At 44.3% G+C, this 20,228-nt stretch carries 21 protein-coding genes; 11 read left to right on the top strand and 10 right to left on the bottom strand.

Annotated features, from left to right (window positions below):
• Positions 1 to 12: 12 nt before the first annotated feature.
• Complete coding sequence (gene alr, locus BO225_RS06150; protein WP_076341380.1) at positions 13 to 1,161, bottom strand: alanine racemase; 1,149 nt, start codon at positions 1,159 to 1,161, stop codon at positions 13 to 15.
• Positions 1,155 to 3,572 carry a UDP-N-acetylmuramoyl-tripeptide--D-alanyl-D-alanine ligase gene (murF, locus tag BO225_RS12985; RefSeq protein WP_336433328.1) on the bottom strand — a complete coding sequence of 806 codons (2,418 nt, stop codon included), beginning with the start codon at positions 3,570 to 3,572 and terminating at the stop codon, positions 1,155 to 1,157. Before murF ends, alr begins: the two co-directional genes overlap by 7 nt.
• 399 nt (positions 3,573 to 3,971) lie before the next feature.
• Here murF and BO225_RS06165 point away from each other — a divergent pair, with 399 nt between their 5' ends.
• Complete coding sequence (locus tag BO225_RS06165) at positions 3,972 to 4,373, top strand: HIT family protein (RefSeq protein ID WP_076341381.1); 402 nt, start codon at positions 3,972 to 3,974, stop codon at positions 4,371 to 4,373.
• Between the two features lie 78 nt (positions 4,374 to 4,451).
• The gene (locus BO225_RS06170; protein ID WP_076341382.1) at positions 4,452 to 5,003 is read left to right on the top strand and encodes a DJ-1/PfpI family protein; all 552 of its coding nucleotides are present in this window, start codon (positions 4,452 to 4,454) and stop codon (positions 5,001 to 5,003) included.
• Positions 5,004 to 5,039: 36 nt separating this feature from the next.
• Here the strand turns inward: BO225_RS06170 and BO225_RS06175 are convergent, their stop codons facing one another.
• From BO225_RS06175 to BO225_RS06195, 5 genes are read right to left on the bottom strand one after another with little or no spacing between them, the layout of a single operon-like run.
• Positions 5,040 to 5,681 carry an RloB family protein gene (locus BO225_RS06175; protein ID WP_076341383.1) on the bottom strand — a complete coding sequence of 214 codons (642 nt, stop codon included), beginning with the start codon at positions 5,679 to 5,681 and terminating at the stop codon, positions 5,040 to 5,042.
• Between the two features lie 3 nt (positions 5,682 to 5,684).
• Positions 5,685 to 6,515 (bottom strand): hypothetical protein, encoded by an 831-nt coding sequence (locus BO225_RS06180; protein WP_076341384.1) that lies wholly within the window; start codon positions 6,513 to 6,515, stop codon positions 5,685 to 5,687.
• A gap of 11 nt (positions 6,516 to 6,526) precedes the next feature.
• On the bottom strand, positions 6,527 to 8,509 hold the full coding sequence (gene recG, locus BO225_RS06185) for an ATP-dependent DNA helicase RecG (RefSeq protein WP_143356783.1): 1,983 nt from the start codon (positions 8,507 to 8,509) through the stop codon (positions 6,527 to 6,529).
• Positions 8,472 to 9,287 (bottom strand): hypothetical protein, encoded by an 816-nt coding sequence (locus tag BO225_RS06190; RefSeq protein WP_076341385.1) that lies wholly within the window; start codon positions 9,285 to 9,287, stop codon positions 8,472 to 8,474. The genes recG and BO225_RS06190 overlap by 38 nt, the downstream gene beginning before the upstream one ends.
• Before the next feature lie 28 nt (positions 9,288 to 9,315).
• Complete coding sequence (locus BO225_RS06195; protein ID WP_076341386.1) at positions 9,316 to 10,068, bottom strand: LD-carboxypeptidase; 753 nt, start codon at positions 10,066 to 10,068, stop codon at positions 9,316 to 9,318.
• Positions 10,069 to 10,127: 59 nt separating this feature from the next.
• On the opposite strand from BO225_RS06195, the gene BO225_RS06200 reads away from it, so the two are divergent.
• From BO225_RS06200 to BO225_RS06215, 4 genes are read left to right on the top strand one after another with little or no spacing between them, the layout of a single operon-like run.
• A complete protein-coding gene (locus BO225_RS06200; protein WP_076341387.1) occupies positions 10,128 to 11,189 on the top strand; it encodes a M42 family metallopeptidase in 1,062 nt (353 codons plus the stop codon).
• Positions 11,190 to 11,223: 34 nt separating this feature from the next.
• Positions 11,224 to 11,709 (top strand): peptidylprolyl isomerase, encoded by a 486-nt coding sequence (locus tag BO225_RS06205; protein ID WP_076341388.1) that lies wholly within the window; start codon positions 11,224 to 11,226, stop codon positions 11,707 to 11,709.
• Complete coding sequence (gene msrB / locus BO225_RS06210; protein WP_076341389.1) at positions 11,710 to 12,138, top strand: peptide-methionine (R)-S-oxide reductase MsrB; 429 nt, start codon at positions 11,710 to 11,712, stop codon at positions 12,136 to 12,138.
• 5 nt (positions 12,139 to 12,143) lie between these two features.
• Positions 12,144 to 12,626, top strand: a complete 483-nt coding sequence (locus BO225_RS06215) for a nucleotide pyrophosphohydrolase (protein ID WP_076341390.1) — start codon at positions 12,144 to 12,146, stop codon at positions 12,624 to 12,626.
• 69 nt (positions 12,627 to 12,695) lie between these two features.
• On the opposite strand, the gene BO225_RS06220 is transcribed toward BO225_RS06215, so the two are convergent.
• Together BO225_RS06220 and BO225_RS06225 are read right to left on the bottom strand one after the other, a co-directional pair.
• Complete coding sequence (locus BO225_RS06220) at positions 12,696 to 13,667, bottom strand: C39 family peptidase (RefSeq protein WP_076341391.1); 972 nt, start codon at positions 13,665 to 13,667, stop codon at positions 12,696 to 12,698.
• Between the two features lie 12 nt (positions 13,668 to 13,679).
• Positions 13,680 to 14,660: a LacI family DNA-binding transcriptional regulator gene (locus tag BO225_RS06225; RefSeq protein ID WP_076341392.1), complete on the bottom strand. Its 981-nt coding sequence runs from the start codon at positions 14,658 to 14,660 to the stop codon at positions 13,680 to 13,682.
• Positions 14,661 to 14,802: 142 nt separating this feature from the next.
• Here BO225_RS06225 and BO225_RS06230 point away from each other — a divergent pair, with 142 nt between their 5' ends.
• From BO225_RS06230 to BO225_RS06250, 5 genes are all read left to right on the top strand, one after another.
• Entirely contained in the window at positions 14,803 to 16,287 is a 1,485-nt protein-coding gene (locus BO225_RS06230) for a UDP-glucose--hexose-1-phosphate uridylyltransferase (protein ID WP_076341393.1), read from the top strand.
• A 1-nt stretch (position 16,288) separates the two neighbouring features.
• Positions 16,289 to 17,299 carry an aldose epimerase family protein gene (locus BO225_RS06235; RefSeq protein ID WP_076341394.1) on the top strand — a complete coding sequence of 337 codons (1,011 nt, stop codon included), beginning with the start codon at positions 16,289 to 16,291 and terminating at the stop codon, positions 17,297 to 17,299.
• Complete coding sequence (locus BO225_RS06240; protein ID WP_233120300.1) at positions 17,241 to 18,551, top strand: galactokinase; 1,311 nt, start codon at positions 17,241 to 17,243, stop codon at positions 18,549 to 18,551. The genes BO225_RS06235 and BO225_RS06240 overlap by 59 nt, the downstream gene beginning before the upstream one ends.
• A gap of 66 nt (positions 18,552 to 18,617) precedes the next feature.
• Positions 18,618 to 19,436 (top strand): aldo/keto reductase, encoded by an 819-nt coding sequence (locus tag BO225_RS06245; protein ID WP_076341396.1) that lies wholly within the window; start codon positions 18,618 to 18,620, stop codon positions 19,434 to 19,436.
• 67 nt (positions 19,437 to 19,503) lie between these two features.
• The gene (locus BO225_RS06250; protein ID WP_076341397.1) at positions 19,504 to 19,737 is read left to right on the top strand and encodes a helix-turn-helix domain-containing protein; all 234 of its coding nucleotides are present in this window, start codon (positions 19,504 to 19,506) and stop codon (positions 19,735 to 19,737) included.
• Between the two features lie 75 nt (positions 19,738 to 19,812).
• On the opposite strand, the gene BO225_RS06255 is transcribed toward BO225_RS06250, so the two are convergent.
• Positions 19,813 to 20,217, bottom strand: coding sequence for an ATP-binding protein (locus tag BO225_RS06255; protein ID WP_419185475.1), 405 nt, complete (start codon positions 20,215 to 20,217; stop codon positions 19,813 to 19,815).
• Positions 20,218 to 20,228 lie beyond the last annotated feature (11 nt).

The following is a 20,228-nucleotide window of genomic DNA, read 5'->3' on the forward strand; positions in this document are numbered from 1 at the left end:
ATTCCCCTAATTCTATTTCTTTGGCAGTCTAGGCAGCCTAGAGGCCAAGGATGTCAGCGTTTCATTGTTGATGGTGTTCATCATTCTAGAAATACGGTCGATCGTCACTCGATTTCCTTCTTGTTCGCCAACGATCACCGCTTCATCGCCCTCTTGCACGCCTTCGATCTCTGTCACATCCGCCATGCATTGATCCATACAAATGTTTCCGATCAATTTAGCCTTTTTCCCATGAAGCAGCACTTCTAGGCCTTGATTGGAGACAAGACGAGAAAGTCCATCCGCGTATCCGATCGAAAGTGTCGCGACCTTCGTTGGCTTTTGAGCGACAAAATGCCGTCCATAGCTCACGCTTTCTCCGGCTTTGATCCACTTCACCAAACTCACATTGGCTTTTAAAGTCAAGATCGGCTTCAGACCAAGATGATAGGCAGTGTCGATCGAATCATCGCTCGTCATACCGTTGAACAAAAGCCCAGGCCGGCAATAATCGAAACCAAGATCCCCATAATTCAAGATCCCATAACTATTTTGAATGTGACGCAAACCAGGATCGATCCCTTCCTCTTTTAAATAAGAGATCGCTTCCTCAAACAATTCGATTTGATGTTTCGTGAAGCGTCGAGCGTCTTGTCCAAGGTCATCGCTGACAGGAAAGTGGGAAAAGATCCCCTCCACTCTTAAATACGGCAATTCATAGATCGTTTTGAGCGCTTCTATTTCTTTGTGCCCATCCTGAAAAGGAATCCCGATGCGATTCATTCCCGTATCCAATTTAAGATGCCCGCGAACGACAACATCCTTCGCTTTGGCAAAGTCATTGAGCTTCTTGGCGTACTCTTCCGAAAGGAACGACTGCACAAGGTCGTATTCAACAAGTTTTGAAAAGTGTTCTGGCGGAGTATAGCCTAGAATCAAAATATTTTCTTGGATCCCGCCTTCTCTCAGCTCGATGGCCTCATCGACACTCGAAACCCCAAAATAATCGATCCCAAGATCTCTTAATGTTTTTGCGATCGGCAAAGCGCCAAGACCATAGGCGTTGGCTTTGACGATCCCCATGACCTTGGTCTTGTTCATGAGCTTTTGGATCTCTTTCAAGTTGTGCTCGATCGTATCATAATCGATCTCGCACCAAGCGCGTGAATACGCTTCTAGCATGCACTGACCTCTTTTTCCATCGCAAGATCGATCAAAAGATCGATCAATTCAGTAAAGGAGATCCCTGCAGCTTGCATCATACTTGGATAACGGGAAGTCGCTGTGAAGCCAGGAAGCGTATTGATCTCGTTAAGAACGATCTCGTTTTCTTCGGTCACGAACATATCGACACGCGCCATCCCCGTGCATCCCATGATTCGGAACGCTTTTTTCGCCAATGCTTGCGCGTTGGCGAATGTTTGTCCATCAATACGAGCTGGACAATAAATATTAGCGCCTTTCATCGCGTACTTGCCTTCAAAATCAAAGATGGCGCTTTGGATCTCGATCTCGTCGACACTACCGACCTGGATCTGATCATTTCCTAAAACGGCGCAGCCGATCTCGAAGCCATTGATCGCTTCTTCGATCAAGATCTTTCCTCTTCCATCCCATTTGAACGCGTCTTTTTTCGCTTCTTCAAATTGGCTCTTTTCTTCGACAAAATGAACACCATAGCTGCTTCCCGCGTTGCATGGCTTGATGACCCACGGGAGCGGAAGCTGTTCTTGGATCTCTTCAAAGCTTGGCTGCTCTTCCCATGCCTTCAAACAAATATATCGGGCGCAAGGAATGTGCGCTTGATCGCATAAAATATGCATAATCTCTTTATCCATGCACATCGCCGAGGCGAGAATATCGCTTCCTACATAATGAATATTCATCATTTGCGCCAATCCTTGGAAGGCGCCATCTTCTCCATTTTTTCCATGGAGCACCGGGAATATCACATCGAGAGGAATAAAAATCTCATTGTCCTTGTCATAGACGCCTTTATGCATCCAAGAACAAGAATGAATATACTCTTCTTTTTTCCACGTATCGCTTTCGATTGCTTCGATCGGACCCGTATAAATAAAGAATTGTCCGCCTTCATCGATTCCAATGCACGTTATATCGTATTTTGAGCGGTCGATCTGGTGTAGAAAACTGCCTGTCGAATGCAGCGAAACCGAATACTCACTGCTTTGTCCTCCAAAAACGACCCCCAATTTCAATTTTGCCATACTTCCTCCTGCTGTTAATTGTTTTACGATCGTATCCATCGCCATTGCACGGCTTCCTTTGATCAAGATCACACAATCCTCTTGAAGCAAAGGAAGCAAAGCTTGTACGATTTCTTCTTTCGTTTGAAAAGATGCTCCATTCTCGCCAAACGCCTTCGCGCTTTCTACGCTCAATGGACCATATGTATAAAGCTGGTCGACACCATGCTCTTTAGCGTACTTGCCAATCGAAGCGTGGAGTTCTCTTTCTTCATTTCCTAGATCCAGCATATCACCTAAGATGGCGATATGCTTTTGAGCCGGAAGGGCAAGGAGCGTATCGATCGCCGCCTTGGCGCTTTCCGGATTCGATTTATATGAATCGTCGAGAACGCGGGCATGTTGAAGCGTGAGCAGTTGTGTCCGCATCTTCGTCATTTCTAAGTTTTTAAGTCCTTGTAAGATCGTCGCATCCTCGATACCATCGTATTTGGCAGCAAGAATGACCGGCAATGCGTTCATCGCTTGATGGGCGCCCAAAGCATGCAGCTCGATCAAATCCTGGATGCCATTGGTTTTAAAGAAGATCGAATCTTTTCCATAATCGATCGAGGAAACGATCGAAAGCGTGCCTCCTTGGCCAAAGGATCGGATCGTTTTGCTCGGATCGAGTTTTTTCTCTTGCAGTACTTCTTCGATTTCCGGCGATTCTTTATTGTAGATCAATACGCCACCTTCCTTGAGTCCATCATAGATCTCCAGCTTCGCTTCGGCGATCTGCTTTTTTCCGCCTAGATTTTCCATATGGGCGGAACCGATCGTCGTAATGATCGCGATATCCGGGGGCGCGATCTTTGTCAAATAGGTGATCTCGCCTTTGTTTTCCATTCCCATTTCAAGGATCGCGACTTGCAGATCGGCATCAAAGTCTAAGATCGTCAAAGGAAGTCCGATCTCGTTGTTTCGATTACCTGGTGTCGCCGCGCTCTTCTTTACAAGAGAATAGACACTTTTCACCATATCTTTACAGCTCGTCTTGCCATTGGACCCCGTGATCGCGATCACTTCGGCATCTAAAGAAGCTAAATACGCTTGCGCGAGCTGGCCTAGCGCTTCGATCGTATCTTCCACCAAGATCAAAGGGATCCCTTCTGGATAAGGGGTATGATCTTTTTGCCAAAAAGCAAGAGCGGCTTGTCCGTTTTTAACTTGTTCAATAAATGAATGCCCGTCATTGTGAGCGCCTACGATCGGAACGTATACATTGCCTTTTTGCACATTTCTCGAATCGATCGTTACGCCTTTTACGATTGTGTCTGGATCGTATGGTCCGCAAACTTCACTTTGCATGTAGGTCGCGATTTCCGCGATGGTCTTTTGAATCATTTTTGAGCCTCCATTTGGAAAACATTATAGCACAGCTTCTCACAAATAGAGAGGAAGCCGAAAAAAAACACATATCCCTCTTGAAAACGGTTTCATTTGTGTTTTGTGACCGATAAATAGCTTTTTTTTGAACAATTTGGAGGAAAAACGTAAAAAATAGAAGCAATTCCCCCACAAATTTGTGATTTTGGTCATTTTCACATATTTTTACAAATTTATCCCATATATTACGATTCAGCTTATGCTATACTGTTAAACAAGCAAGGAACAGAAGGCCTTGCCGGTATGAAATCGTGAATAGATATTCATACTATTTTCTATCCCCTTAATTTTATGGAAAGCCAGGCCTCCCCTTAGCCTGGCTTTTCATATGCGTTGGGGGTCAAGGAGGGAGAAAAAATGGATATTTTTTGTCAAATCGCACAAGGTTCGATTCCAAGTCATAAGGTGTATGAGGACGATCAAGTGATCGCGTTTTTCGATATAGCACCTACGAGCTATGGACATACGCTAGTCGTTCCCAAACAGCATTGTGATTCTTTTTTAGATTGTCCGCCAGAACTACTCAGTCATATGATGGAAGTCGCACAAAAGCTGGCCAATAAGCTGATGGATCATCTCAACTGCGATGGAATCAATATTTTGAGCAACGCCAAAGAAGCGGCCGGACAAAGCGTTCCGCATTTTCATATCCATTTGATTCCTCGATATGAAGATTCGCCAAAAGATCTTGTCGAGATCCGTTTCCACGAAATCGAGAAACCAGATTTTGAACAGCTCATCGCCAATCTCAGCCGATAATAGATGCCACAAGGCATCTTTTTTTATTTTTGTATTCGCTGAATTATAATTAGATCAACCAAAAAGAGGAGGTTTTCTATGAAAAAAAACGCGATCATATTATTAGCCGACGGATTTGAAGAAATCGAAGCCATCACACCATATGATCTGCTCAATGAAGCAGGCGTTGAAACAAAACTCATTTCTGTTTCCGACGAAACGAATGTGACAGGAACTAACGGCCTGAAAGTCATTGCGGATGGACTGCTTAAAGAAATCGATACCAAAAAAGCCGATTGCTTGATCATTCCAGGAGGCGCTGGCTATCAGATCTTAAAAAAAGAGCAGAGCGTTCTCGATTTGATCCAATCTTTTGCCAAGCAACCCGATAAAGTCCTAGGAGCGATTTGCGCAGGCAGTTCGATTTTAGGCGAGCTCGGCATTTACCAAGGAAAAAACTATACTTGCGTTCCTGGCTTGAATGGCGATTTTGGCGGTCACTATGAAAAAGTTCACGCCGTGATCGATGGAAATCTAGTCACAGGAATTTCAGTCGGCGGCGCGATGGAATTTGCCTACGATCTTGTCGAAGTCCTCTGTTCTAAAGAAAAGAAAGAGGCGCTTGAGCGTCAAACGTGCACGATCGTTTAAACGATCACATTTCAATTCACTAAAAAAAGCCATGGATCATCCTAAGTTCCATGACTTTTTTAGAATCGGGGCCCGCATTTCTTCTGGCAAATAGCAAGCCAATTCCAGCACAAGCTCAAATACATACGTGCAAGGCCTTGCTTGGGAAGGCCTTTTCTTTTGTTGTTGGAGGGCGAGCTTTTTCGCGCTTTGTACAGCAAGATGCGGATCGCCGATCTTCAATACGATCTCGAAAAGATCCTGTTCCTGTTTTTTGTACGTTAAAAACCCGTGTTTGCGAAAGATCTTTTTTAATAGCCGAATATATTCATCCCGATGAAACAAAGTTTGATAATAAGAAAAATGCAGCAAGATCCACAACTCGAAGCATTCGTTGCTCCAGGCGCATCGATACGTGTTGCCGCCTTTTCGTTTTTGATCGAGTTCTTTAACTTTTTGGATCGTTTCATCAAAATTCTTGGCCACAAAATCATCCCGATCGAACACGAGCCAAATATGACTTTGCTTGATCTCATTTTTTCGAATATAGTTTTGCGCGAGCTCCAAGATCCTCAGCGTTTCTTTTCCTAGTCCAAAGCAGTTGATCTTCACTTGTTCTGGATCGGCATATCGAACAAATCCTTCAAAATAATTGGGCTCCGTCTTTTTCCCTTCGCAAAAAATATAATACGTTTCCATGGACTATTGCGGCATTCGTTCAGAATTCAGCTCCATATGGACGCTTCCTTCTTCGATCGTATATTGTGAGCCATAGACCCGTTCGATATAACTTCCATAATCCGCGCTCGCTTGCTCCGCTTCTGACATATACGCTTTTTCACCATAAATGTTTCGAGCCAAGATTTGCTCGCTTTCATTGATATCGGGAACAAGCACCATATAATAGATCGTCTTCTCTTCTCCATCTTCATTGGCTTTGATTTGAAACAAACCAATGAACTTATCGCTGTTGTCGATACTGTTGGACTTTAAAAAAGCGAAGTAGACGAGCTTTTGCTCAACGATCGAGCCGTTCGATTCAAAATTGAGGGCGTCATAGCTCAGCACCTCTTTTTTATGCGAACCGAGATACGAATCCATCGCTTCTTGCACTTTGAGCAAAAAGGAGCGATTCATCTCTTGGATCGAATCGATTCGATTTGGCAGTCCTTCGACAATAACTTCTTTATCAGGATTTACGATCTGAAAATGATATTGCTGCGCGAGAGCCTCGTCATAATGCGACTGGATATGGAGGACATCTCCATTGGATAAAGCTTCGTTGGGCTCGATCGTATAGGTGAGCGTATCATAAAACTCTTGGATCCTTTGATTGAGATCTTCTTCTCCTGATTTTGCCTCGACACTCGCCCTGCCATTTTCCCCTGAATAATACAGACGGATGTTCTTTGTGACATCGAGCTCGATCGTCCGCAAGAAAAAGAAGTACGCCACTAAGATCAGCCCGACGCACATCAACAGCAAGGAAACTAAATAAATCGCTTTACTTTTGATCGTTTCTTTGGAAATCATACTCTCATCTCCTAATCAAAATATCGTGCATTTTTTATAGACCGTTCCACATAATCGAGCATCGGCTTGTCGACCTTGGCCTGCAAGATCTCTTTCGCGTCTTGCACACAGACTTCCATGATCGCAGGATCTTTTTCAAAATCGCCAAGGATGAAAGTCGGCAAGCCCGATTGACGCGTTCCTAGCAAGTCACCTGGCCCACGAGATTGTAGATCATAAGCCGAGATCGCAAACCCATCATTCAGGCTCTCTAGCTTCTTCAAACGCTCGATCGCTTCTGGATCCTTCGTTTTCGACAACAAAAAACAAACCCCTTGTTCTTTGCCTCTCGCGCTTCTTCCCCGAAGCTGATGGAGCGTGGACAAGCCAAAGCGGTGGGCGTCATAAATGACCATCATCGTCGCGTTAGGAACATCGATCCCTACCTCGATGACGGTCGTCGAGACGAGCAGATCGATCTCATGATCCGCAAAACGCTGCATGATCTCCTCTTTCTCTTCCGCCTTCATCCGTCCATGCAATAAAGCCACCCGATATTTTGAAGGTAGCGTTTTGAGCATGCCTTCATACACTGTCGTGACTGATTTTAGATTCGTCTCTAAATTCTCGTCGATCATCGGACACACCACATAGCACTGCCTTCCCGTATCGATCCCCGAAAGGATCTCTTTCAAGATCGGTTTCATGCTTGAAGTAGGCACATACTTTGTCTTGACCGGCTTTCTGCCTGGCGGCATCGTCTTGATCGATGAAAGTCGGATATCTCCATACAAAAAGTGGGCATACGTTCTTGGAATCGGCGTAGCGGACATCATCAAAAAGTCGACATTCGCTCCTTTTTCCAACAGCGCCCTTCGCTGATTGACCCCAAAGCGCTGCTGTTCGTCCGTCACGACAAGTCCAAGATTTTCAAAATTGACTTTTTCTTGAAACAAAGCGTGCGTGCCAACGACCATCCGAACATCTCCCGACTCCAAGCCAGAAAGGACTTCTTTTTTTTCTTTGGCCGGCAAAGAAGAGACGAGAAGCTTGATCGGAAGACCGAGCTTTTGCATCGTGGCATAGTGCTGACGAGCCAAGATCTCGGTAGGCGCAAGAAAAGCGCTTTGATATCCTGCTAGATCGCATGCCATGATCGAAAACATGCCTACAACCGTTTTCCCGCTTCCAACATCCCCTTGCACCATACGGTACATGATAGTGTCTGATCTAAGATCGCGGATCACATCCTGTATTGCTTTATTTTGATCTTCCGTGAGCGGAAAAGGAAGCGAATCGATCTTTTCCTGGATCACGCTTTCATCGAACACTTTCGCTTCTTTGCCAATATTTTGTACTTGCTGGCCTTGCACACAGCATTGAAAACATAAAAACTCCTCATACTTCAAAGTCCGGATCGCTTGATGCAGTTGCGCAAAGGAGCGTGGAAAATGGATCCATTCATACGCTTGCTTTTGTGAAAGGAGCCGATACTTTTCTCGATATCTTTGCGGGATCAGATCCGGGATCTCGTCGACTTTTTTCAAAGCTGCTTTGATGCTCGCGCTCATATCGCTTGGCTTCATCGCTTTGCTCAGCGAATAAACAGGCTTCAATCCTGTTTGCTCTCGAAGCGGCTTTAAATTGTAGTTGCTGGCAACAAGCTTGTTGTTGCCTTGATAATGGCCAAAAAGCGTGATCGGATTTCCAAATTGAAACTGCGAGATCCAAGGCCGATTGAATAAACTCACTTCGATCTCTTCATTCCACGCGATGATCCGAAACTTGACCATAGAACGGTTTTTTCCAAGACGGATCAATGTGGGCTTGGAGGCGATCAAGCCTTCGACAGCGACCATTTCATTAACCTCCCATTTATCGAAAGGGATCGCTTGAATATCCTCGTAGCGGAACGGATACGTTTTGAGCAGGTCTTCCACCGTATGGATATTCATCTTTGTCAAAAGGCCAAACCGCCTAGCGGTGAGCTTGAGTTCGCTTAGTTCCATAGGCATTACACTTCTCTTGAATGAAGGCGACAAAGTTGAGCTCTAAATACGCGTATAAAAAACCAATCATAAATAAGAAAAAAAGGATCATGAACATTTGCCCGAGCGGAAGGTTGGCCGCCATCGCCAAAAAAAGACTCATCATCCAAGAAAACATCGGATTGCCCACGTATAAAAGAGAATGCACGATCACAGGCACATTAAATCCACCCGCTAAAGAAAGCGTCCCTCCACTGAGCGTATCGATCGCCATCATGAACAACAACATAGCGCAATACATATTCAAGATCACTTTATAATGCGCTTTGAAGACCCCAAAAATATAGGTCTTGATCTCTTGAAAGCTCCGTTTTCCCATAAACAACGCATAATAATACACAAGCTGGAATGGGATCATAAAGATCAAGAAAAAGACGGAAACTAGCTGCATGAACACCATGAGCCACATTTGATTTTGTTCGATCGCGACTAGGGCGAGAGGAATCAAAAGCGCAGAGACTAGCAAGATATAGATCCCCTGCAAGATCAAGACGCGCAAAAGAGTGCCAAAATCTAGTTTTTCTTTCTGACTCGTCCAAACTTTCGTACAGATCCAATACATTCCGATCGAAGACAGTAAAGACAACACGACCTGGATAGCGTAGACACTGCGCGAAGAAAGTTGCGAAGAATACGTAAATAGATAGACTAAATTGTATAAAAAAGACAAAACGATCGTCCAGATCAGCGCCTTCCAGATCGAGTAGATGTGAAAATGCGAAAAAAACGACTGCATATTTTTCATAAAAATCTCCTTATTTCTTTATTTTACCTCACTTTCTTTTTCCAAGCAAAAGAGCGAACGAATCGTATTGATGCCCGATGCTCAGATCGATCTCGATCGGCTTTGGACAATAACGCTTCGCGATCTGAAGAAGCGTGTTTTCATTGTTGTAGTGCAAGAATTCGCTGAAATTCCCTAAAATCAGCCGATCGATCTGCTCAAAAACGCCCATTTCAGCCAATTGCGCAAAATAGCTTTCGATCCTTTCCTGCTTGCCTGAATAGCTTTCTAAAAAAAGATGACCTCCATGCACGTCTGGAAAATAAGGCGTTCCTGCCAACTTTAAAAAGCAGCGCACATTTCCTCCTACCAGACGATCAGAATATTTGATCAGATCCTCGTTTTTATGAAATAAAAAATCGAGCAGCTCTTTGCTTTTTCCATGATTGCAAATCTGATAGAGAATCGTTTCTTTATAAGGAAGCAGCGCGTTGAGAACGCAAGTCACATCGCTATATCCCATAAAGATCGTGCGCGAATTTTTATAAGCGGCAAGATCCAAATACGGAAGTGTCGTATTCGCAAGATCTCCGCCCGATACATCGCAAATATAATCGAATGTATCTTCTTTGATCCAAGCGTTGAATACATCTGCCTTTTCTTTAGGAGAAGCGAGCGGATCGTACAAGTGTTTGGAGACGCTGACTTGGATCGAGTGGCGCTGAAGAAAATCGATCGTTTCCGTGATCGGGTACGAGAGAGCGTTGGATAAATTCAATAAACCAATTTTTAGAGTTTTCATATATTTTTCCTTCTTTTTCTCTATAATTATAAACGTAAAACAGAAAGGAGTCTTTGAGGATGAGTAATGACTTTCAAAAGACAGTGATCAAATTTTCGAACGCCTTTGGCCCTAGCGGCATGGAAGAAGAGGTCCAATCGATCGTCAAGGAACGCTTTACGATCGAGACGGATACGATCCAAAATACGTTCGTATTTTTGAACGAGAAAGAAGGCCTTCCGACTTTGCTTCTAGACGCCCATGCAGATGAGGTCGGATTTATGGTCCAATCGATTTTAGAAAATGGACGGTTGAGTTTTTTGCCTATTGGAGGGTGGGATCCGAGCAATATCGTATCGTGTCCGGTAAAGATCAAAACCAAAAAAGGCTTTGTATCCGGAATCGTCGCGAGCATTCCTCCCCACTTTATGCGCGAAGATCAAAAAGGGCGCAAGATCGATTTTGACGATCTAGTGATCGATGTTGGAACGAGCTATAAAGAAGAGAGCATCGCTCTAGGCATCGAGCCTGGAGATTTTATCGTGCCCGATGTTCAATGTGACTATATTCCTAGTCTTCAAGTATTCAAAGGCAAGGCGTTCGATTGCCGCATCGGATGCGCCGCCCTTTTCGAAACATTAAAGATCTTAGAGAATAAGGAGCTTCCTGTAAATGTGATCGGTTTGTTTTCAGCCCAAGAAGAAGTGGGAGAACGTGGCATAGAATGCGCGCTTCAAAAGATCCATCCCCAGCTAGCGATCTGTTTTGAAGGATGTCCTAGCGATGATACATTTGAAGCAAAAGACAAGATCCAGTCCGCGATGGCTAAAGGCGTGATGCTTCGGGCGATGGATCGCAGCATGATCACGCATCCAAAATGGCAACGCTACGCTCTTGAGACCGCGAAGAAATACGATATTCCTTATCAAGTCGCTGTACGCAAAGGGGGCGGAACGAATGGAGGCATCTTGCATGTTCATGATATTCCCACGATCGTCATCGGGATTCCAGTCCGGTATGCGCACGCGAGCGTAGGCTTTTGCTCCGAAAAAGATCTCGAGGGAGCGATCGAGCTCGCTTGTCAGATTGCATTGAGCCTCGATAGAAAAGCGCTTCAAGCACTAGGCGTACTTCCCGACTAGAATCATGGTATGATGCTCGAAAAGGAGGAATAGGATGAAAAAGAAAAAAGTTGTCATCAAAATGAAAGATGGGAAAGAAATGGTTGGAGAATTATATCCAGAAATTGCTCCAAAAACAGTCGAAAACTTTGAAAAGCTCGCCAATGAAGGCTTCTATGATGGTTTGACGTTCCATCGGATCATTCCTGGATTCATGATCCAAGGCGGTGATCCAAAAGGAAATGGTACTGGCGGTCCTGGCTATACGATTCCTGGCGAATTCAATTCGAATGGTTTTAAAAACGATTTGAAGCATACTCGCGGCATCTTATCGATGGCTAGAGCGATGGATCCAAACTCCGCAGGCAGTCAATTCTTTATCATGCATGCAGACGCCCCTCATCTCGATGGGGATTATGCTGGTTTTGGCTTGATCACAGAAGGCTTAGATGAACTTGATGCGATCGCAGGCACGCCAACAGATTGGCAAGATCGTCCAAAAAAGCCTCAAGTGATCGAATCGATCCGGGTCGAGGACTAAATGAATCAAGAAGAGCTTAAATCCAAACTGAGCCCTGAGCAGTTCGAAGTCACTCAGCATGGGGCTACCGAACGCCCATTTACTGGAGAATACAACGATCATTTTGAAAAAGGGATCTATGTCGATGTCGTCGATGGTTCCCCGCTCTTTGTATCGAGCGATAAATTCGAATCGGGCTGTGGCTGGCCTGCTTTTTCAAAACCGATCGATCAAGACGCATTGATCGGTCTTGAAGATCGAAGCCATGGCATGCATCGAATCGAAGTGCGAAGCAAGCGCGCCGATTCGCATTTAGGGCATGTGTTCAATGATGGTCCTAAAGAGTCGGGTGGTCTTCGCTTCTGTATCAATTCAGCGGCCTTGCGCTTTATTCCTCTAGATCAAATGGAACAAGAAGGGTATGGAAAATATATCCCGCTCGTGAAATAAAAACGATGAAAGAAGTGATCGAGGCGATCCGTCAAGTCAATCAAGAACGCGACTGGGATCAATTTCATACGCCCGAAAATCTAGCCAAATCGATCGTGATCGAGGCGGCCGAGCTTTTGGAGTGTTTCCAATGGAAAAGCGATTATGACTCAAAACAAGAGGTGGAAGAAGAGATCGCAGACGTTTTATCGTATTGTTTGCAGTTGTGCGATGTCTTAGATCTCGATCCAAGAGAGATCGTCCTTAAAAAGCTCGAAAAAACGGTCCATTTTTATATGAACCGTTTTTTTATTGCTCGTTTTTTTGTTGATTCCGATACGCTTCTTCCCACTCGGTCGGGACGCTTGAATCGACACCTTGTTCTAAGACGCTTGCGTGTTCGAGCGTTTCGAAAATCAAAAACAACATATATTGATCAAATGTCAAACCAAGAGAATTGGCTTTCTCTTTTAAAAATTGGACGTGGAATTGTTCTTCGCTCATCATAAGTAGCATATCTCCTTTAATGGCTATACAGTACCTAAATCGATTTCAAAATGCGAACCGTTTGCCTGCCATTATTTATAGACCGCCCACGCGTAGCTCGTTTCTGAAAGGACCGTGTTCTTGTCCCAATTCCGCGTGTTTTTATTCGAGTTCGGATCAAGCACGTGATATTCTCCATTCTCGAGCGCGTTGACGACGATAAAGTGACCGACCCGGGTAAAATGGCCTGGCGCTACAGAAAGAAGCAGCGTCTTGCCTTGCGAAAGCGTCTCGTCAAAGGAAGCCTCGCTGATCGGAATGCTTTCAATATGAATGCCATATTGGCTGGCCGCCGCGTCAAGAAGCGCATGCGAAGTCCCTACACCATCCACAAAATAGCCATTGTCTTGCGAAAATTTAGCGAGCGCGTAAGGGGTGATAGAGGGATCTTGATTCAAATAAGAAAAGATCATCGCCAAACTTGTCGGCGCGCATCCTGCGAACACGATATTCGAGCTTCCATATGGAAGATAGCCCCACCTCTCGTCCCATTGCAGAAGGTGAGGCATCGAATCCAGCGATTCTGTCAAGTTTCCTGGTTCTGGCGTATGGCCATTCAATGTGTGGTATTTTTCGACAAAAGGAAGACGGTCGGTATCGCGGCTTAAAAAGACAAGATAATCATCGGCAAGTTCTTGATCGTCATATAGCTTTTTATAACGAAGTCCATCTGTGGCTGGATCGAGTTTTGTATAGCGGGCAAGATCTTCTTTCGAGATCCAATTCTTGTTTTTCGTTTCTTCGATTCCTTCATACGCGTTTGCGTTGTCGCTTTTCGCCGCCGCTTTTAAGGCGTCGAACGCTTCCGCATCCAGGTTGCGGGTATTTTGCCAATTCTCGATTTCATCGAGCGTTTTTTGGCGCTGATGTTCGATGACTGTCAGTTCTTCTTTCCGGTTTGTTTTCGTTGTCTGTACGCCCCAATACACTAAGCCAGCCTGGATAAGGACGAGGACTAGGATCAAGACGACAAGTCTTCTTTTTTTGATTCTTCTTTTTCGCATAGATTTCCTTCTTTATGTGCTTTTGCGGATCTTCAATTTGCATGGCAGCACGAGCCGAAATGGCAAATGGATCTTTTTATCGAGTTCATTGAGCAGCATCATCGCTCCATAAGCGCCCATTTCTTCCATGGGCGCATGGATCGTTGTCAGTGGCGGATTGGTGAAGCTGGCGTCTTGAATATCGTCAAAGCCGATCAAGGCGATATCTTCCGGGATACGGAGTCCTTCTTCTTGGATGGCTTTCATGGCGCCGATCGCGATCGGATCCGAGCAGCAGACAAGTGCGCTAGGAAGGCTATTTCCTTTGAATAAGGTCTTCATCATCGAATAGCCGGATTCTTTTGAATATCGATCGATCAGCACGTAGGGATTATACTCTAAGCCTTCTTGTTTCGCTTTGTTCAAAAAAGCTTTGATCCGCTGATCGCGATAGACGCTTCCATCCTCCAATACTTCATAGCCGGCAAGCAAGCCGATCTTGTGATGGCCTAGTTCTTGGAGATGCGAGAGCGCTTGAGTGATCGCGTTAGAAAAATCTAAAGCGATCGTGTTGTATTCGATCGTCTCTGTTTCCATGTCTAAAAAGATTACGACAGGATATCGTGTCGTGAGTTCTTTCATTTCTCGGCTTGAAAACTTGCCAAGCGCGATCAATCCATCAATGCCTTGTAAAATGCTTTGGTCTAGATCGTCTTTGAATACACGGATGATCTTGACTTTTCGTTTTCCTAAGTAAGATTCGATCCCTTTGCGGACATTGATATAGTAAGGGTCATTGAGCTCTTGCTCGATCGAATACCAATGGAGCAAACCGATCGTTAAGATCTTGTCTTGTTTTTTTCCTTTTTTTTGATAGCCCGTCGTTTGTACTGCCTCCAAGATATGTTGTTGGGTCTCTTCCGGGATTGAGAGTGTCGGATCGTTGTTTAAAAAGCGAGAGATCGTGGAGACAGACACATTGGCGAGCTTCGCTACGTCTTTTAGAGTTGTCATTGTATCTATTATAATCAAATTCTTTTCAAATAGGAACGATTAATTTACTTCATAATTTTAGTAAATTTTGTAATTAATTTTACTAAATTAATTGACATTATTTTCCTTGCTACTATAATAATAAGCAAGAAGAGGAGACTTTATGAACCACGCTATCAATCAATTGATCCAATATGGTTTGGATCATGGCCTAATCGATCCATACGATCGATATTATGTTGCCAACACGCTGATCGATCTCTTTTCTCTTTCTCAATACGAAGAAGAGTCGATCGAGCCAAATTCTGTTTGTCTGCAGGACGTATTGAATACGATGCTCGATCATGCGATCGAACAAGGAATGATCGAGGATACGATCACGCAAAAAGATCTGTTGGATACACGGATCATGAATACGCTTATGCCTCGTCCTAGCGAAGTTGTTCACCATTTTGAAGAACTGAAAGAACAGGATCCAAAAAAAGCGACCGACTATTTTTACGATCTATCGATCCACTCTAACTATATCCGAATGGATCGGATCAAAAAAAATATCGAGTTCATGATCGAATCCAAATACACGCCGATGAAGATCACGATCAATTTGTCAAAGCCTGAAAAAGATCCAAAAGAGATCGCAAAAGCCAGCGCCCTTCCTTCGAGTCAATATCCAAAATGTCTTTTATGCAAAGAGAATGTTGGTTTTGCGGGCACGCTCAATCATCCGGCTCGGCAAAACCATCGCATCCTTCCTTTGTCGCTAGCGCATGGATCGTACGCTTTCCAGTATTCGCCCTATGTTTATTACGATCAACATTGTATTATTTTAAATGAAGAACATACGCCGATGCGGATCGATCAAGACACATTCGAAAACTTGTTTTCGTTTGTAGAACAGTTTCCTCATTATATGTTAGGAAGCAATACGGATATTCCGATCGTTGGCGGATCGATCTTGTCCCATGATCATTATCAAGGTGGCGCCGCGCATTTCCCGATCGAAGAGGCTAAAGTTTTTTATAGCGACTCCCTTCCGAATATGGATGTCGAGCTTTTAGAGTGGCCGCTTTCCACGATCCGACTTTCTTCAAGTTCGAAAGAAGCGCTTGTCAAAGCGAGCATGCAGATCTTAGAAGCGTGGAAGAAGTATGAAGACAAAGATCGAGAGATCATTCCTTACACCAATGGCACTCGTCATAATGCGATCACACCGATCGTACGCAAAAAAAACGGGAAGTTCGAAATTGATCTTGTCTTAAGAAACAATCGAACGAGCGAACAATATCCGGACGGGATCTTTCACCCACATCCTGAGCATCACCATATCAAAAAAGAGAATATCGGCTTGATCGAGGTCATGGGATTGGCGATCCTTCCTGGCCGTTTAAAAAAACAAAAGGAAGAGATCATCTCTGTTTTAAAAGGAGAGGCTTCGATCGATTCTCTCCCGGATCTTGCCATGCACCGAGCATGGATCGAGTCACTTCAAAAAAGCGAAAATAAGAGCGAAGATCTGGATCGTTTCATCAATCAAGCGATTGGCGATAAGTTCGTCCAGGTTCTAGAGAACGCGGGTGTCTTCAAGATGGATGTGGACGGAAAACAAGGAATGATCGATTTTTTCGAATCAGTAAAAAAGGATTTATAGGATGAAACAAAATGATAACGCATTCTCGATCTATGTTTTAGAGAACGAAAACAATCGAATTGAATTGAGTGATCTAGGGGCGACTTTAGTGTCATGGAAAACGAAAAAAAGCGATGGCTCTTGGCAAGAGATCGTTTTAGGGTATGACGATTTAGATTCGTATCGCACGCAAGATGGATATTTGGGCGCGTGTCTTGGGCGTGTCGCCAACCGTATCGAAAAAGGGCAGTTCACACTGAACGATACGGTATATACTCTTCCGATCAACAATGGTCCAAATTGTCTGCATGGCGGGATTGATGGATTTTCTTATAAACGATTCGATGTCAAGCAAGATGAAAGCTCGATCGTTTTTCACTACGTGAGCAAAGATCAAGAAGAAGGATTTCCAGGAAATTTGGAAGTTTGGTTTACGTACAGTTTAAAAAAGAACACGTTGACGATTCATTATGAAGCGCTCAGCGACGCGGATACGCTTGTCAACTTATCGAATCATTCGTATTTTAATTTGGATGGGAGCGATTCGATCCAAGATCATCGTCTTCTTGTGAAGGCTTCGAAATTTATGGAGGTCGATGCGGATGGCTTGGTCAAAGGAGAGTATCGAGATTTGCCTACGGATATGGATTTTCAGCAAGAAATGCCGATTAGCCAAGCGCTTTCTTCCTCGATCGAGCAGATCGAAGTGGCAAAGGGAATCGACCATCCTTATCTTTTCAGCGATTCCCACGATCCGATCGTTTTGAGAAGTCCTCTTTCGCATTTGGTCTTGACGATGAATACGAGTTATCCTCTAGCGCAGATCTATTCTGCCAACTATTTAGATGGTCGTCTTGGCAAGGAGCAAAGGCCTATGCCGAAACAAAGCGGCATTTGTTTTGAGGCCCAATACCTTCCAAACGAGATCAACATCGATCCACAAACAAAAACAATATTAAGAAAAGGAGAAAAATATGACGAGTGGACGTCATATACGATCAGTTATGAAAACAGTGAATCAATTGATCAATGATTTTGAAGCGAATGTGTTTGATGCGCGACTGAAGGCATTATATTTAGATGATTCTCGTCTTGAAGCGGAAAAGGAACGATATATTCAAGCTTTAAAGATGTTTGAATCGTTGTATGGAGATCAAGAGGTGCAGATCTTTTCGGCGGCTGGACGTTCGGAAGTTTCGGGAAACCATACCGATCACCAGCATGGGCGTGTCTTGGCTGCTAGCATCAATTTAGACACGATCGCGATCGTATCCAAGCGCGAGGATGATCAGATCAAAGTCGTCTCGGATGATTTCGATATCGAGCCGGTGGATGTGAACGACACGAAACTAAAAGATGTGGAAGAAAATTCCGCTTCTTTGATCAAGGGTGTTGTTCAGGGATTTAAAAACGATCATTTCCGTGTGGGTGGTTTTAACGCGTATATGACTAGCGAAGTGATCGTAGGGGCTGGTTTGTCCTCTTCGGCTAGCTTTGAAGTGCTCATTGGGACGATCCTTTCTTATCTTTACAATGAGGGGAACGTTTCGATGGTCGAGATTTCAAAGATCGCCCAATATGCGGAAAATGTATATTTTGGCAAGCCTTGTGGTTTGATGGATCAGTGCGCGTGCGCGGTGGGCGGTTTGATCACGATCGATTTCAAGGATCCTTCTTCTCCTATCGTTCATCAAGTCAATACGGATTTCGATGATTTTGGAGTGAGCTTATGCATTGTCGATACAAAAGGCTCGCATGCGGATCTGACGGATGAATATGCGGCGGTTCCTTATGAAATGAAAAAGGTGGCTCATTTTTTTAGTAGCGATGTTTTGCGAGATGTGGATGAGGAAGCGTTCTTGCAGAATTTAAGTTCGATCCGTGAGAAGATTGGCGATCGAGCTGTGCTGAGAGCGTTCCATTTCTTTAAAGAGAACGCGCGCGTTCCTCAAATCGTAGAGGCTTTGGAAAAGAAAGATAAAGCAGCTTTCTTAAAAGGGATCCAAGAGTCTGGGGATTCGAGTTATCAATATTTGCAAAATGTGTTCGCGGCTTCGTATCCTGCCCATCAGGCGGTTTCGCTCGCTTTAGCGCTCAGTAAAGATTTCTTAAAGGACAAGGGTGTTTGTCGTGTCCATGGGGGCGGTTTTGCGGGAACGATCCTGGCTTTTGTCGACAATGAAGATGTCGCTTCCTATAAAGAATGGATCGAGTCTTTTTTTGGCGCGGATAGCTGTCATGTTTTGAAGATTCGTCCAGAGGGCGGAACGATCGTCGTCGAATAAAGAATAATTTGCCAGTGAAAAACTGGCTTTTTTTGTTTACGATGATCGTATAAGGAGTAATAGAGTATGAAAGAGATCGTTTTAGGAAAGACAAAGATTTGCGTGCCTCAAAATGGTTTTGGGGCGTTGCCGATCCAAAGAGTAAGTCACGAGAAAGCAAAAGAACTTTTGATCAAGGCGTATGAAGGCGGGATGCGTTTTTTCGATACGGCTAGAGCGTATTCGGATAGCGAAGAAAAGATCGGCGCGGCTTTTGAAGGCATTCCAAGAGAGAATTACATTTTGAATTCGAAGACAATGGCGAAAACGCCAGAAGACTTTTGGAAAGATCTTGAATCGTCTTTGTCCAATTTGAAAACGGATTATATTGATGTGTATCAATTTCATTGCGCTAATCAAGTGTATAAGCCCAACGATTCGACAGGAATGTACGAGGCGATGCTTGAGGCGAAAAAACAAGGCAAGATCCGACATATTGGGATCACGGCGCATAAGCTAGGGGTCGCCAAAGAAGCGATCGCCTCGGATCTTTATGAAACTTTACAGTTTCCTTTGAGCTATCTTTCAAGCGAGAAGGAGCTGGAATTGATTTCGATGTGCAAGGAGCATGATATAGGCTATATCGCGATGAAAGGTTTGGCTGGCGGCTTGATCAACCAGAGCGTTCCGGCGATGGCGTTCATGCAGCAATTTGACAATGTGATCCCGATCTGGGGGATCCAAAAAGAAAGCGAGCTCAAGGAATGGCTTTCCTTTATGGACAAGACGCCAAAGATGGATGAAGAGATCAAACATTTTATCGAGAAGGAGAAAAAGGAATTGGCGAAAGATTTTTGTCGAGGGTACACGGCAGCTGGCAAAATGGCTTGTAAGCATTTTCTTTGATTTGTTATAATATTACTATGAAAGCAAACGGATGAGCTCAAAACGAAAGTCATGGAGGTGGTAGAAAATGCATAAGGGAGTAAAGATCGCGCTGGACCCAAGTCCCGTCCAGATTGTACTGCTTCGAAAACATGCCGGGACGGCCCGTTTTGTCTACAACCATCTTTTGGCTTATATACAGGAAGAGTACGACAAGGGCAATAAGGTATCGACAAATTTCTATCAGCTCCGCAAACACTGGAACAGTGTGAAGGCAGAAGCCGCCTGTAGATGTCAAGTTAAAAATGTACAAATTCGATGAGATAAAAATGCTCAATTTTGTTTGAAAGATACTGAAGGATCTTTTCGATCCTTCTTTCGATTTTGACCAATTGCTTTATTCCTGTTCGGTGTGCGGCTTCTTCTTGATATGGTCTTTCATACGGTAAGACTTTCCGGTAATGGACACGACATGCGCATGATGCAGGATCCTGTCCAGGATCGCATTGGCCATAACGGGGTCCTGAAATATCTCGTCCCATTCGCCAAAGCCGATATTGGTTGTCAGTATCGTGCTTTTCTGTTCGTATCGTTTGTCGATCAGCTGAAAGAACAGTTTCGACTCTTCTTTTGTGATCGGCAGATACCCGATTTCGTCGATAATCAGCAGCTTGTACCGGCTGTAATTCTTCAAACGGTTTTCCAGCCGATTTTCTTCGTTGGCTTTTCTCAGCTGCTGGATGAGGTCGTGGCATTTGATGAAGTAGGTGCTGTTCCTCTTCTTGGCGGCTTCGATTCCCAGGGACTATATAG

The organism is Dubosiella newyorkensis, from assembly GCF_001945605.1.
GTDB classification, from domain to species: domain Bacteria; phylum Bacillota_I; class Bacilli_A; order Erysipelotrichales; family Erysipelotrichaceae; genus Dubosiella; species Dubosiella newyorkensis.

Bases quoted from the DNA above. Each gene is read 5' to 3' on its own strand.
- alr (WP_076341380.1), bottom strand. From the start codon at position 1,161: ATGCTAGAAGCGTATTCACGCGCTTGGTGCGAGATCGATTATGATACG.
- murF (WP_336433328.1), bottom strand. From the start codon at position 3,572: ATGATTCAAAAGACCATCGCGGAAATCGCGACCTACATGCAAAGTGAA.
- BO225_RS06165 (WP_076341381.1), top strand. From the start codon at position 3,972: ATGGATATTTTTTGTCAAATCGCACAAGGTTCGATTCCAAGTCATAAG.
- BO225_RS06170 (WP_076341382.1), top strand. From the start codon at position 4,452: ATGAAAAAAAACGCGATCATATTATTAGCCGACGGATTTGAAGAAATC.
- BO225_RS06175 (WP_076341383.1), bottom strand. From the start codon at position 5,681: ATGGAAACGTATTATATTTTTTGCGAAGGGAAAAAGACGGAGCCCAAT.
- BO225_RS06180 (WP_076341384.1), bottom strand. From the start codon at position 6,515: ATGATTTCCAAAGAAACGATCAAAAGTAAAGCGATTTATTTAGTTTCC.
- recG (WP_143356783.1), bottom strand. From the start codon at position 8,509: ATGCCTATGGAACTAAGCGAACTCAAGCTCACCGCTAGGCGGTTTGGC.
- BO225_RS06190 (WP_076341385.1), bottom strand. From the start codon at position 9,287: ATGAAAAATATGCAGTCGTTTTTTTCGCATTTTCACATCTACTCGATC.
- BO225_RS06195 (WP_076341386.1), bottom strand. From the start codon at position 10,068: ATGAAAACTCTAAAAATTGGTTTATTGAATTTATCCAACGCTCTCTCG.
- BO225_RS06200 (WP_076341387.1), top strand. From the start codon at position 10,128: ATGAGTAATGACTTTCAAAAGACAGTGATCAAATTTTCGAACGCCTTT.
- BO225_RS06205 (WP_076341388.1), top strand. From the start codon at position 11,224: ATGAAAAAGAAAAAAGTTGTCATCAAAATGAAAGATGGGAAAGAAATG.
- msrB (WP_076341389.1), top strand. From the start codon at position 11,710: ATGAATCAAGAAGAGCTTAAATCCAAACTGAGCCCTGAGCAGTTCGAA.
- BO225_RS06215 (WP_076341390.1), top strand. From the start codon at position 12,144: ATGAAAGAAGTGATCGAGGCGATCCGTCAAGTCAATCAAGAACGCGAC.
- BO225_RS06220 (WP_076341391.1), bottom strand. From the start codon at position 13,667: ATGCGAAAAAGAAGAATCAAAAAAAGAAGACTTGTCGTCTTGATCCTA.
- BO225_RS06225 (WP_076341392.1), bottom strand. From the start codon at position 14,660: ATGACAACTCTAAAAGACGTAGCGAAGCTCGCCAATGTGTCTGTCTCC.
- BO225_RS06230 (WP_076341393.1), top strand. From the start codon at position 14,803: ATGAACCACGCTATCAATCAATTGATCCAATATGGTTTGGATCATGGC.
- BO225_RS06235 (WP_076341394.1), top strand. From the start codon at position 16,289: ATGAAACAAAATGATAACGCATTCTCGATCTATGTTTTAGAGAACGAA.
- BO225_RS06240 (WP_233120300.1), top strand. From the start codon at position 17,241: ATGACGAGTGGACGTCATATACGATCAGTTATGAAAACAGTGAATCAA.
- BO225_RS06245 (WP_076341396.1), top strand. From the start codon at position 18,618: ATGAAAGAGATCGTTTTAGGAAAGACAAAGATTTGCGTGCCTCAAAAT.
- BO225_RS06250 (WP_076341397.1), top strand. From the start codon at position 19,504: ATGCATAAGGGAGTAAAGATCGCGCTGGACCCAAGTCCCGTCCAGATT.